The 13,862-nt window shown below is 39.4% G+C and carries 11 protein-coding genes; 4 read left to right on the top strand and 7 right to left on the bottom strand.

All coding sequences use genetic code 11. The features are described from left to right. Window positions 1-3 precede the first annotated feature (3 nt). Window positions 4-1,794, bottom strand: a complete 1,791-nt coding sequence (locus V4B18_RS02500; RefSeq protein WP_455476266.1) for an ABC transporter transmembrane domain-containing protein — start codon at window positions 1,792-1,794, stop codon at window positions 4-6. 208 nt (window positions 1,795-2,002) lie between these two features. Between V4B18_RS02500 and rpmE the strand changes: the two genes are divergently transcribed. Both rpmE and V4B18_RS02490 read left to right on the top strand, forming a co-directional pair. Next, window positions 2,003-2,224 (top strand): 50S ribosomal protein L31, encoded by a 222-nt coding sequence (rpmE, locus tag V4B18_RS02495; protein WP_455476265.1) that lies wholly within the window; start codon window positions 2,003-2,005, stop codon window positions 2,222-2,224. A gap of 113 nt (window positions 2,225-2,337) precedes the next feature. Beyond that, a complete protein-coding gene (locus V4B18_RS02490; protein ID WP_455476264.1) occupies window positions 2,338-3,135 on the top strand; it encodes a TIR domain-containing protein in 798 nt (265 codons plus the stop codon). Between the two features lie 1,018 nt (window positions 3,136-4,153). On the opposite strand, the gene V4B18_RS02485 is transcribed toward V4B18_RS02490, so the two are convergent. The 4 genes from V4B18_RS02485 to tkt all read right to left on the bottom strand — a co-directional run bounded on the left by V4B18_RS02485 (window position 4,154) and on the right by tkt (window position 9,712). After that, on the bottom strand, window positions 4,154-5,185 hold the full coding sequence (locus V4B18_RS02485) for a class I fructose-bisphosphate aldolase (RefSeq protein ID WP_455476263.1): 1,032 nt from the start codon (window positions 5,183-5,185) through the stop codon (window positions 4,154-4,156). Window positions 5,186-5,271: 86 nt separating this feature from the next. Next, complete coding sequence (locus V4B18_RS02480; protein ID WP_455476511.1) at window positions 5,272-6,465, bottom strand: phosphoglycerate kinase; 1,194 nt, start codon at window positions 6,463-6,465, stop codon at window positions 5,272-5,274. A gap of 236 nt (window positions 6,466-6,701) precedes the next feature. After that, window positions 6,702-7,709 carry a type I glyceraldehyde-3-phosphate dehydrogenase gene (gap, locus tag V4B18_RS02475; protein ID WP_455476262.1) on the bottom strand — a complete coding sequence of 336 codons (1,008 nt, stop codon included), beginning with the start codon at window positions 7,707-7,709 and terminating at the stop codon, window positions 6,702-6,704. Then, on the bottom strand, window positions 7,706-9,712 hold the full coding sequence (tkt, locus tag V4B18_RS02470) for a transketolase (RefSeq protein ID WP_455476261.1): 2,007 nt from the start codon (window positions 9,710-9,712) through the stop codon (window positions 7,706-7,708). The genes gap and tkt overlap by 4 nt, the downstream gene beginning before the upstream one ends. Window positions 9,713-10,012: 300 nt before the next feature. On the opposite strand from tkt, the gene V4B18_RS02465 reads away from it, so the two are divergent. Then, window positions 10,013-10,288, top strand: coding sequence for a DUF4164 domain-containing protein (locus V4B18_RS02465; RefSeq protein WP_455476260.1), 276 nt, complete (start codon window positions 10,013-10,015; stop codon window positions 10,286-10,288). Between the two features lie 12 nt (window positions 10,289-10,300). After that, on the top strand, window positions 10,301-10,678 hold the full coding sequence (locus V4B18_RS02460; RefSeq protein WP_455476259.1) for a cell division protein ZapA: 378 nt from the start codon (window positions 10,301-10,303) through the stop codon (window positions 10,676-10,678). A gap of 133 nt (window positions 10,679-10,811) precedes the next feature. On the opposite strand, the gene pyk is transcribed toward V4B18_RS02460, so the two are convergent. Continuing rightward, window positions 10,812-12,248: a pyruvate kinase gene (gene pyk / locus V4B18_RS02455; RefSeq protein ID WP_455476258.1), complete on the bottom strand. Its 1,437-nt coding sequence runs from the start codon at window positions 12,246-12,248 to the stop codon at window positions 10,812-10,814. Beyond that, window positions 12,245-12,739, bottom strand: coding sequence for a DUF1036 domain-containing protein (locus V4B18_RS02450; RefSeq protein ID WP_455476257.1), 495 nt, complete (start codon window positions 12,737-12,739; stop codon window positions 12,245-12,247). Before V4B18_RS02450 ends, pyk begins: the two co-directional genes overlap by 4 nt. Window positions 12,740-13,862: the final 1,123 nt, after the last annotated feature.

Raw genomic sequence — 13,862 nt, 5'->3', positions numbered from 1 at the left:
AACTCATTCAAGTGAGAATTGCAGTTTAGCCAAATTTGCATAAACCCCATTTTGCGCAACAAGCTGTGTATGTGTTCCTTCTTCAACAAGGACACCTTTCTCCATGACAAAAATACGATCTGCTTTTAAAACCGTTGCTAAACGGTGCGCAATCACCAGTGTTGTTCGATTTTTCATCAACCCTTCTAAGGCGACTTGCACTAATTTTTCACTGTTTGCATCTAAAGCGGATGTTGCTTCATCAAGCAACAAGAGAGGAGCATTTTTTAAAACTGCTCGCGCAATACCAATGCGTTGTTTTTGCCCACCAGAAAGCATAATACCGCGTTCTCCCACTTTCGTGTCAAAGCCTTCTGGTAAAGCTTCAATAAATTCAAGCGCATTGGCTGTTTTCGCCGCTGCAATAATTTGCTCTTCGCTAATATTTTCTGTCCAAAAAGCAATATTATCGCGTAACGTGCCATCAAAAATGGTAATATCTTGCGGGACATAAGAAATTGAGCGGCGTAAATCTTGAAGAGAAAGACGATCGATCTCAGTTCCATCAAACTGAATTTTCCCGCTTGTTGGGTCATAAAAACGAAGAATTAAGGAAAAAATAGTGCTTTTCCCTGCCCCTGAAGCACCAACAAAAGCAATTGTTTCACCCGCTTTGACAGAAAAGGAAAGAGAGCGCAAAATCTTATCTTGTGGTCTGGAAGGATAGGAAAAATCAACTTTATCAAAAACAATTGTCCCTTGGACAGGATGTGTTAATGGAGAAGGCACTTCAGGAGCAACAATGGTGGGTTTTTCTTGCAACAATTCGGCAATCCGTTCAGCAGCACCTGCTGCTTGTATCAATTCTGCACCAAGTTCTGACAATTGAGCAAAGGTTGAAGCCCCAAAAACAGCATAGAGAACAAATTGACCTAATGTTCCACCAGACATGGTACCATTTAAAACATCATGAGAACCAATCCACAAAACAGCAACAACGCTGCTAAAAACCAAAAAAATCGCAAAGCCTGTAAAAAAAGAACGTAAAATCACCGAAGAACGAGCTGTTTGAAAGGCACGTTTAATCAACTCTGAAAAACGTGTTGAAATGCTTTTTTCAGCGGTAAAAGCTTGCACAATGCGCATCGCACTTATTTGCTCTGTTGCTAAAGCATTTGCGTCGGCTATCCGATCTTGTGCAGCACGAGTGCGTGCGCGAACCTTACGTCCAAAGATAACGAGTGGAATAGCAACAAAAGGGATAGCAAACAAAACAAGCAAAGATAATTTGGCATTGGTGATGACCATCATAACAATCGCTCCAATCACGACAATCAGATGGCGCAAAGCCGTAGAGGCAGTCGAACCAACGGCCAATTTTATTTGCGTGGTATCCGTTAAAAGCCGCGAAACAATTTCACCGGAATGAGACTTGTCAAAAAAGTCAGGAGAAAGTTTCGTGATATGCGCAAAAACATCGCGCCGTAAATCAGCAACAATGCGCTCCCCCAAGGTGATGACACAGTAATAACGGCAAGCTGAAGCAAGTGCGAGAAGCAAGGCTAACATAAACAAAATGCCAAAGTAAAAATTAATATTACCGCGACTTGAAGCAGAAAAACCATGATCAAGCATTTGACGAATAGCAATAGGCAAAGCCAATGTCACAAGAGCAGCAACAAACAAAGCCAAAAAAGCAAAGATAATCAACCAGCGATAGCGCACAATATAGGAACCAAAATTTGAAAGCAAAGAAAGCGAAGGTTTGGTATTGGAAGATTTTGCAGATTTGTTAGAATGATTGAATGGCTTCATAAAATTTTGCTCACTATAAAAATTTTGCTCACTATATCAGATCATTTATAACTCTTTAATGCAAATGATGCACCTTGAACACTTGTTTTTTTATGCGTGCTCAGCTATAAAGATGATACTTTAATCAACTTATCAAAAAGACGAAGAAAGCGCACTTAAAAAATAAAGCATGCGCCATTGCGTTATATGAAAGCAGAAGGTTTGCCACATGAAAGCGAATATTCATCCTGATTATCACATGATTACCGTTGTTATGACGGATGGTACAAAATACCAAACGCGCTCCACATGGGGAAAAGAAGGTGACACCCTGAATCTGGATATTGATCCAAAAACACATCCAGCATGGATAGGAGGATCTCAGACATTGGTGGATCGTGGTGGACGTGTTTCTAAGTTCCAAAACCGTTTTGGTAATCTCGGCATATAAAATTTTATTGCTCATTATAAAAGTCAAAAGACTAAAATAAGGGGGGATGAAATGCTAAAAGTGGTAGAATTTGGCTGACTGATACTTACTTTTATAGCATCAAATAATAAAAAATGAAGTACTATGGAACATTTGAAGCCCTTAAAGAAATAATTTGCAAAGCTGGACATAAGATTAAACCCTCTGAATCTATTAAATCCCCTAACCCATCTTGCACAACACAGCAGATAAGAACTTATTCCGGAGCAGTAGTTACCTGGTATGAAACAACAGGAAAGATTTTAGTTCAAGGTACTTCGGACGCGAAAAAAAGACTAGAAGAAGATTTGCGTCCAGCTCTGGAGGAAGTAACAACTCAGACTCCTGCAGCTGAACCTATAGAATCTTCTTATTCCGCATTTCCAGAAATTTCTGCATCTGAGTCTTCCAAAATAAAAAACAAAATTTTTATCGTTCACGGTCATGATCGTGATTCTCTTGAGGATCTTGAACTTCTTCTTCTCAAACTTAAACTTGAACCATATATCTTGCAAAATAACAGCAGCGATGGCTTGACTATTATTGAAGCTCTGGAAAGAGAGATTTGTACAACAGATGGCTCTGCAAAGTTTGGTATTGTACTGCTTACTCCCGATGATATGGGATACGCCCAATCTGCTGGTAAAGACAGTATTCAACCCCGCGCTCGACAAAATGTTGTTTTTGAAATGGGTATGTTGATTGCTGCGCTTACGCGCAAAAATGTTGCCATCCTAAAGAAACAACATCTTGAAGTTCCTTCAGATGCTCAAGGAATTATATATCTTGAATTCAAGGAGCATGTAAGAGAAACACTTACAAAGCTTGTTGATCGATTGCAAAAATCTGGATTTTCTATAGAAAAAGATGCAATTATTCGTGCATATCAGTAAAAACTAAAAGACGGCTTACTTTGGTAAAAAAATCTTAATCTGCATTTTTATTTGCCTAAAATGATTTCAGATGTAATCTAAAATCTTTGACATACACAAAAAAGGATACCATTTAAGAACGCGATACTATTTGATACAATTTTTCAAAAATAAAATGAATGTTATCAATCATTCTAGATTCACTAACAGAATCCCTTTTGTTTTATTCCAAAAGACTGTTTATTCCTTAAAGACTAAAGCTTTATTATTAAAAGGAGAAAAAATTGAATAATTTCTAGCTTTTATAACTTTTATCTTCCTATGAAAAAACAGTTTTTAAATGGGCAAATAAAAAAATATGATATCTTTAAAAAAACGATCACAATATTCTCATTTACACTTAAGAAAAAAAGTTTCCTTTCTAAAACCAACGCTTGTCCTTGCCCATATGCTCTACTCTTTTTACTATTTAGATTTTTGAAAGTGTAAAATAACATTTTCCAATAGGAAAAAATTGCAAATGGCCTTATATTCTCTTGCTACTGAATTTTTTGCTGATTTACTTCTTACATGCTTAACAAAATAATGAATCTTTATGGACACCAACCATCATGAAGCAGCACAGCAGTGCACTTATCTTACAGAAAACCTCTCTCCTTACTTTAAACTACCACTTCTAGCACCATCCAATAATATAAATATACCCGCTGGAGACTGCTATTTTAACACTAATAAAGCAATAAACTAATCCTCTTCTCATTGAACTGTCTCTCCTTATAGAACAGTGACATCCCCTGCACATAAACGCTCCATGAAACACATACGGCTATTCACCTATCTCCCCCTCTTTTGTTTGTAATTTTCTTTCACTTTTTTGAAATTCTGCTTCACGTTGTATTTGCCATTTAATAATCTTTGCTCATAGCCATGTGCAAAATAAAAAATGATGCCATATCAGAAAACCTGATATCACATCATTTTATAATTTATATTTAAAAATCAATAAATTATTTTGCCTAAAAGCAAAACTTATTGCTCTTTAAGCACAAGACTTTTCCTGCTCTTTTGTCCACTGTCCCAAAGCGGCAAGATGATTCATCCGTGCACGATGTGCAAAAGCCTTTTGTGCAGCAGGAATATTTTCATGCTTTCCTGCCCATACTTTTAATGCTGCCGCTTGCAACGCCCGACCATAAGAAAAGGTCAATTTCCAAGGAAATGTTCCTAAAGCATTCATCGCTGATAAATGAGCTGTTGCTTCCTCATCAGACTGTCCTCCAGAAAGAAAAGCAATTCCAGGAACAGCCGCAGGAACAGCTTCTTTCAAAACACGAATTGTCTTTTCAGCCACTTCTTCCACAGAAGCAACCCGTGCATCTTTTCCATCAATGATCATATTGGGTTTCAAAATCATACCTTCAAGATGGACACGCGCTTCAGATAACTCGTTAAACACAGTATTTAAAACCGTTTTTGTTACATCAAAACAGCGCGCGATCGAATGCTGGCGTGATTGTCCATCCATCAGCACTTCTGGCTCAACAATGGGAACAATTCCAGCTTCCTGACACAAAGCAGCATAACGCGCTAAAGCCTGCGCATTTTGTCTTATTGCCCCTCTTGTTGGCAAAGTTTGCTCATCAATGGCAATAACTGCACGCCATTTTGCAAAGCGCGCTCCTAAAGCATAATAATCTTTTAAACGCTCACGGAGGCCGTCTAATCCTTCTGTAATCATTTCCTGAGGAAACGCCGCCAACGGTTTAGCACCAGTATCAACTTTAATCCCTGGTAAAGCACCCGTATCACGAATAAGATCTGTCAACATTTGTCCCGATGATGCTTTTTGACGAAGTGTTTCATCAAATAAAATAACACCAGAAATAGCGCTTTCCATTGCCTCTTTTGCTGTAAAAAGCATTTCACGATAAGCGCGGCGGCTATCTTCACTTGATTCAACACCTATGCTTTCAAAGCGCTTTCCAATCGTAGCAGTACTTTCATCTGCTGCCAAAATTCCTTTACCTTTACTAACCAGAACAAGCGCAATGTCCTCAAGACGTTCATTCATAAAAAATTCCTCTTTTCTGTCTTAATTTCTAAACGTAAGCAATGCACCAACATGCTTGTATTATTCATACGAATACGACCCATCACTTAATGCTGCACGAGGGCGAGAATACTAGGAAATACTTTTCCTTCCATCCATTCCAAAAAAGCTCCCCCTGCAGTTGAAAGATAAGTAAAATTATTGGCAACACCAGCATGATTTAAAGCAAAGACCGTATCTCCCCCTCCAGCAATTGAAACCAATTTTCCTCCTTTGCTACGTTGTGCTGCATGACGTGCCACTGCGATCGTTCCCTGATCAAAAGGTGGCATCTCAAAAACACCAAGGGGGCCATTCCATACAAGGGTAGCAGCCTCATCAATCATGGCATTTACACGGGCAATGGAGCGCGAACCAATATCCAAAATCATCCCATTCTCAGGAATATCCCCGATATCATAGAGATTATGCAGCGCATCTTTTTCAAAATGAAATCCAACCACTGCATCCACTGGTAACAAAAGTGTACATCGGCACTCTCGTGCTTTTTCAATGATCTTTCTTACCGTCTCCATAAGCGCATGTTCACACAACGACCTGCCCACATGAATAGCTTGCGCAGCTAAAAAACTGTTGGCCATACCACCACCAATCACCAAGTTGTCAACCTTCTCAACCAAATGATTGAGCACAAAAAGCTTACTTGAAACCTTAGCACCCCCAACGATTGCGACCACAGGATGTGCTGGATTGCCAAGCCCCTTTTCCAACGCCTGCAATTCACACTGCAACGATCGTCCTGCATAAGAAGGCAGCAAATGTGTTATTCCCTCCACAGAAGCATGAGCGCGATGAGAGACTGAAAAAGCATCATTAACATACAGATCTCCATTTTGCGCTAAAGACTCCGCAAAGCAGCGATCATTCTTTTCTTCTCCAGAATGAAAACGAACATTTTCCAGCAGCAAAACAGCACCATTCTGCAACGCCTCAACTGCCGCATGTGCGGCTTCACCAATACAATCGGGTGCAAAAGCAACTGGTTGGTTAATTATTTTTTCTAAAACCTCAACGACAGGACGTAGTGAAAAATCCAGTTCCACCTGCCCTTTTGGGCGACCACAATGTGAAAGAAGAATAAGTTTAGCACCACGTTTTTGCAGCTCAATGATTGTCCCTTTATGCCGTTCAATACGCGTTTCATCACATACCTTTCCTTGTGACATCGGTACATTAAAATCTACCCGTACAAGAACACGTTTCCCAGCGACATCAACACCATCAAGTGTACGAAAACCCATCACTGCTCCTCTCCACTTTCTGTTGTTTTTAACAAACACATACGTGCAATATTCTCTTTATCTTAAATGAAGGAGATGCACTATATCCTGCGTTTCTCCAACTTTTATTTTCTTAAATTTTACTTGTTTAAGCCGCACTTTCTTTTTAGCGCATAAATAAACAGTTTTTACGCCTATTTTTTTCAAATAATACAACCTTGCTTTCTCATGAAAAAAGCCCTTAAAGAGCTTTTTTCTTAAATTGTTTTCGCAAAAGCCACAGCGGTATCCGCCATACGATTTGAAAAACCCCATTCATTATCGTACCAAACCAGAACACGACAAAGCTTGCCATCAATCACCTTCGTTTGATCATTGTGGAAAATAGCCGAATGCGGATTATGATTAAAATCACAACTCACAAGCTTTTCCTGCGTATAATCCAAAATGCCCTTGAGCGACCCTTGCGCCGCAGTCAAAATAGCCTCGTTAATTTCTTCCACAGTTGTGGAACACTTTGCTGTAAATGTTAAATCAACAACGGAAACATTAGGAGTTGGAACACGAATCGATACCCCATCAAGCAAGCCCTTCAACTCTGGTAAAACCAGCCCCACAGCTTTTGCCGCCCCTGTTGAGGTAGGGATCATAGAAAGAGCAGCCGCCCGCGCACGATAAAGATCACGGTGCATTGTATCCAACACAGGTTGATCCCCTGTATAAGAATGGATCGTTGTCATAAAACCCTTTTCAATTCCAACGACATTATGCAGCACTTGAGCGACAGGTGCCAAACAATTTGTTGTACAAGAAGCATTTGAAACAACCTGATGCTGTTTGCTCAAAGACTGATGATTAACTCCATAAACCACCGTGAGATCTGCTCCTTCTGAAGGTGCAGAAACAAGAACACGCTTTGCACCTGCACTTAAGTGCGCACTTGCTTTTTCACGTGCAGTAAAAATGCCTGTACATTCCAAGGCAATATCAATATCCAACGCTTTCCAAGGCAATTGCGCTGGATCCCGCTCTGCGGTCACCTTTATCAAGCCATAGCCAATATCAATCGCATCACCAACAACCTTAACAGTTCCAGGAAAACGCCCATGAACTGAATCATAACGCAACAAATGAGCATTTGTCTCTACCGATCCTAAATCATTAATTGCCACGACCTCAATATCTTGCCGACCACTTTCCATAAGTGCACGCAAAATATTGCGCCCAATACGGCCAAACCCATTAATTGCAACGCGAACAGTCATTTCACACTTCCCTTATTCATCTTCTCAAGCTTTTTTTCAACAATCTCTACCACATTTTCACAAGTGATACCAAAATGCTCATAAAGTGCCTCCATTGTTCCACTTGCACCAAATCCGTTCATCCCAATAAAAATGCCTTCATTACCAATAAAACGATCCCATCCTTGCCGAATAGCTGCTTCAATTGCAACTTTAATTGGTGCACCACCAATTAAAGCATGTTGATAGGAACAAGATTGTTGATCAAACAATTCAAAACAAGGCACAGAAACCACACGCGTTGGGATACCCTTTGCTTCTAATATAGTGTGCGCCTTTACCGCAATTTGCACTTCCGAACCGGAAGCAAACAGCGTTACTTGAGCATCATCACTGGCTGTTAATAGCTCATAAGCGCCCAACATACATAAGTTTTCTTCCTCATAATCTTGACGCAAAAATGGTAAATTTTGTCGGCTCAAAGCCAAAGTGGAAGGCGTTTTTCGCGCTTTCAAAGCCAACTGCCAGCATTCTGCTGTCTCCATGGCATCAGCAGGACGGAAAACGAAATGATTGGGAATCGCACGCAATGCAGCCAAATGCTCTACGGGCTGATGGGTAGGACCATCTTCCCCAAGACCGATTGAATCATGGGTCATGACGTAAATAACCCGCAATCCCATCAAAGAAGACAAACGCATCGCAGGACGCATATAGTCAGAAAAGCATAAAAAAGTTCCCCCGTAAGGAATAAAACCACCATGAAGTGCAAGACCATTCATCACTGCGCCCATAGCGTGTTCGCGAATTCCGTAATGCAAATAGTGCCCTGAAAAATCATCTGCAGAAATTGTTTTCATCTGTGTGCTTTTTGTATTATTTGATCCTGTTAAATCCGCAGAACCACCAATTGTTTCTACCACAACCTCATTAATGATTTCGAGAACCATTTCAGAAGCTTTACGCGTAGCAACACAAGGGCAATTTTCAACCAATTGCCTTTTATAAGCATCAATAGCACTATCAAATCCTCCAACTAGCTCACCCCGCATTACTCTTTCAAACTCCACTCGCTCTAATACGGGAAGATTAGCCAATTTTGTCTCCCATTCTTGACGCTTTTTAGCCGCAGTCAGCCCTGCTAAGCGCCAATTATCAAGAATATCAGCTGGAACAACAAAAGGCTCAAAATCCCACCCCAAAGCAATACGTGTAAAAGCAATTTCCTGTGCTCCCAAAGGTGCTCCATGCGCTTTACTGGTTCCCGCTTTATTTGGCGCACCAAACCCAATAACTGTCTTACAAGCAATCAACGTTGGTTTATCAGAAGCTCGTGCGATTTCAAGAGCACGCGCAATTGCTGCTTGATCATGCCCATTGACTTTAATTGTATCCCATCCACATGCTTTAAAACGTGCTACCTGATCTGTGCTGTCAACAAGAGAGATATTTCCATCAATGGAAATATTATTATCGTCCCACAACACGATCAGCTTATTTAATTTTAAATGTCCAGCAAGCGAAATGGCTTCTTGGGAAATCCCTTCCATGAGACATCCATCCCCGACCAGCACATAAGTATAATGGTCAATTAAATCACCAAAACGCGCATTGCTTAAGCGCTCAGCAAGAGCCATTCCCACAGCATTGGCTAATCCTTGCCCAAGAGGTCCAGTGGTTGTTTCGATTCCTACCGCATGTCCATATTCTGGATGACCAGCAACTTTCGATCCTATTTGGCGGAAATTTTTTAGATCTTCGAGAGAAATATCTTCATAACCTGAAAGATACAATAAGGCATAAAGCAGCATAGATCCATGCCCAGCTGATAGCACAAAGCGATCACGGTTTGGCCAATAGGGTTTTTTGGGATCATGAGAAAGAAATTTTGTATAAAGAACAGTTGCAATATCAGCTGCTCCCATTGGTAAACCAGGGTGACCAGAATTTGCTTTTTCGATCGCATCAATAGCAAGGAAACGGATAGCATTGGCCATCTGATTTTGTTGTTCGGTATTTGTCATGAAAAATAAACCACTTTGTTAATTTTACTGCTTTTCTCAAAAATGCCTTAAGGAGCACTGCTCAATCTGCCCAGATTCTCAACAGACAGCTCTCATTAATGACTCATATTTAAGTACCTTCACAGATCTTCTGTGCACATATCATTTATGCTAACAGTTTTAAAAAATCCAGCTTTTAATTAACATGTGTCCTCTGCTTCGCTTGCCAAAATATCCTACATACTTAAAAGTAAAATAAATGATTCGTTTTTGCGTAAAGGGCTGATATAAGGAAACAATCACTCAAAGGATATAATCATCATGAACCAAGAGAATACGGTTCTGCTACATGCCTTAGAGCAATTAGAAAAAGCACTCAGGACATTGGAGATAACCATTATAAATCGGAATACTGTTATTGACAAAAATAATGAATGGGAAGAAGAAATTCAACGAATGAACGCTGATCGTAGCCGTCTTGCCCAAGCACTTGATAAAGCAGAAGCGCATGTAGAACGACTAGAAACAGTTAACAAAGAAGTTTCCAAACGGCTTATTAAAGCAATGGAAACAATTCGTGTCGTAATTGATAGATGAGGGTTTAAACGCATGGAAACCGTTTCCGTTACCATTGATGGTAAAATTTATCGTATGGCTTGTGATAAAGGACAAGAACACCATCTCACAAGACTTGCAGCGCGATTGGATCAATATATCACACATCTGAAAAAAAATTTTGGAGAAATCGGTGATAATCGTTTGTCCATCATGGCTGGCATTATGATTATCGACGAAATGGAAGAAATAAAGCGGGAAAATAAAAAATTACAAGAAGACTATGACGCTCTTTTACGACAGCACAACGAAAGAGACCGTACCATGAATAAAATTATGAAAGATACAACCGAGCGGATTGAAAAACTTACCAATCAATTGCTTAAAGATAATCATGGTGACGCAGATTTTGAAGATAAGGAAATGACATAGAAATATATCCTCATCTTGAAAGTGCAACGATAGAATTATCAAAGACAAGTAAAATTTTGAGAAAATTGCACAAATTGCAACAGCAGCAAGTACGCTGAAATATTCTCAAAAAACAAAAATGTAGAGATTTACATTAAACGCTTTTTGTTCCATCTTGAGAAACAGAAGCAATCCGCAATAAATTCGTAGCACCTGGTGTTCCAAAGGGAATTCCCGCCGTCACAATAAACCGGTCTCCTCCACGACAAAAACCTTCTTGAAAAGCAATTGCTGCAGCACGATCAACCATATCTTCCAAACCGCGCGCATCTTCTGTAACTACACAATAAAGCCCCCAAACCAAAGCCAACCGCCGCGCAGTTTCCACAATTGGTGAAAGAACAATAATGGGTCTGTTTGGGCGCTCGCGCGATGCACGCACACCTGTTCTTCCTGAAGCGGTATAAGCAACAATGACGGCTAACTGAAGCGTTTCAGCAATTTGACGGGCAGCAAGAGAAATCGCATCTGTTCCTGTTGATTCTGGAACAGGATGTTGCGCACCAATTAAAGCTGCATAGGTTGGATCTTGTTCAATTTTCCGAGCAATCCGATCCATCATCAATACTGCTTCTTCAGGATAAAGCCCAGATGCCGATTCAGCCGACAACATCACCGCATCGCTCCCCGCATAAACGGCTGTCGCCACATCAGAAACTTCTGCCCGTGTTGGAACAGGCGATGTGATCATTGATTCAAGCATTTGCGTAGCCACCACGACAGGCTTTCCTGCTAAACGACATGCTTTTATAAGCTCCATCTGAATAGCAGGAACTCTCTCCAGTGGCACTTCCACACCGAGATCCCCTCGTGCAATCATAATACCATCACAAATATTAATAATCTCTTCTATATGCTCCAAAGCTTGAGGTTTTTCGATCTTAGCCATCAAAGCCACTTTGCTTTTCGTCAACTGACGCACCATCTCAATATCTTCTGGACGCTGGATAAAAGAAAGCGCTACCCAATCAACTGGCTGTTCTAAAACAGCCTGCAAATCTTCTTCATCCTTTGACGTCATTGAACCAAAAGGCAAAACTGTATCGGGGAAACTCACCCCTTTTCGATCAGAAATATAGGTGCCCGCAACCACACGGCACTGAACATGATGGCTATCACAAACTTCAGCACGCAGTTCCAACTTCCCATCATTAATCAACAAACGATCTCCTGATTTAACAGCTGAAAAAACCTCCCTGTGCGGGAAAAAAACACGCTGTGCATCACCAAGAACATCACGATCATCTAATGTAAAACTTTGTCCAACAACCAAGTCCTCTTGCCCCTTAGCAAAAGAGCCAACCCGCAATTTTGGCCCCTGTAGATCTACCAAAATACCAATTGGCCGACGAACAGTTTTTTCAACATCGCGTATTTTCTTTACCAAATCACACATTGTCTCACGATCAATATGACTCATATTAAGACGAAAAACATCTGCTCCCGCCATAAAAAGCTTTTCAATCATCGAAATGGAAAAAGAAGAAGGACCAAGAGTAGCAATAATTTTTACTTTACGTGCACATTTCACGGTGGAGAAACTCCTGAAAAAGTAGAAGAATGCAAAACCGAATCACTAAGCAAAGATTTATCGGTTAATTGCACCATCCAATTGGTTTGATTGCCTGTATCAATTTCTTTAAATCCAGCCTTTTGAAAACCTCTGGTAAAACAATCATGAACCCCTTGAATCATAAATTGGCTATCTTGCACACACATAGTCACAGAGCCCAACCAGCTGCCTTTTTTTTGCGCCCCTTCCGCATAAAAGTAGTAAAACCGCGAAGAAAGAGCGCCCTCAATTAAGGTTTTGCACGCCGCATCTGGAATGACCCACCATCCCTCACTTACCCATCCTGAAAATGTACGATAACCAAGGGCAACACCAACAGGCTGTTGCGTAGTATTACAAACCCGAAAGTCCGCTTTTGCAAAATCAACAGATAAGATGGAGAAAAAGACACTTAAAAGAAAAATTCTAAATCCTCTCTCCAACACCCATGCATGTTTTTTAGCAAACACAAAACCACCTTTATGACGTAACTACAAAGACAAAATATATATCTCTTTTTTTTTCTTTTCTTAAAGCTCTTTGCATGTGTGCAGATACATCTGCACATTTTTCTGCCTTTTATCGCCCTTTTTCAATGCGTATATTTTAAATTTTTATAAAAAACTTTTCATTGTTTGCAGTATAATTCTTAAAATAGTACAATAGAGATTACTAAATAGGAAATACGCAACAGCCTAATTATTGCTTCTTAAGGATAGAGATTAATGTAAAAAGAAGCAATAATAATGTACAAAGCACTCCCCGATAATACGTTACAGAATTTTTGGAGAGTAACAGAAAACTGAAATTTCAGTACCCTCATATTTTTATAAAAAAGACAAGAGAACTTTAATTTACATTCGTCAATTTCAGGAAAAAAACATAAAAATCTTAAAAAAATATTTCCAATTCTAGACGGAAAAGCATTATTCAACCGTTCGAATTTAAATGCGTAGGTGATTATATCATTCATAATCCCAATACATCTCGACGAATTCGAAAAACCACCTACAAATAACAATATCCAGATAACTTTAAAAAGCTCGCATATTCGTAAAGCCTAAAACATTCAAAGAGGGATTATTGAATACCTTCTCACATTCTGATCGCTCTAAACAAATTTACTTTTCAAAAGCACAAACAATCCTACTCAACGAATATAACAACTGAAAACAATAAATGTCTTAAAGATAAACCTAAAAAATTAGCGTTCTTAATTTATAATGAGATGCTATTTGCTTTGCATCAACGAATATAAAATATTCAATGAGGTCTTTTATCAAAAAATTTTAAAATATTATTAAATTTTCATTGCACTACTCTACAACACCACTCATCAGAGACGAATAATGAAATCAGAAAATAAAATTCAATATGCAAACAACAATTTTTTATAAAATTTCATCAATATCTAAAGCGTAACCGTAAAGATTACTCCATTCAGAAATATTGAAAAATCTTCTAAAACTAGTCCTTCATATTTGTTTTAGAAAATGAATCTATATTCTTTAAATGTTGATGAATTTGAACAGATATGGATTATCTAAAATGCACTATTGATGATTTAAACCAAGTAAAACAAAACGATCACTA

The sequence above is a fragment of the Bartonella sp. B17 genome, from assembly GCF_053795755.1.
This window is presented reverse-complemented; position numbering and strand designations above follow the sequence as displayed.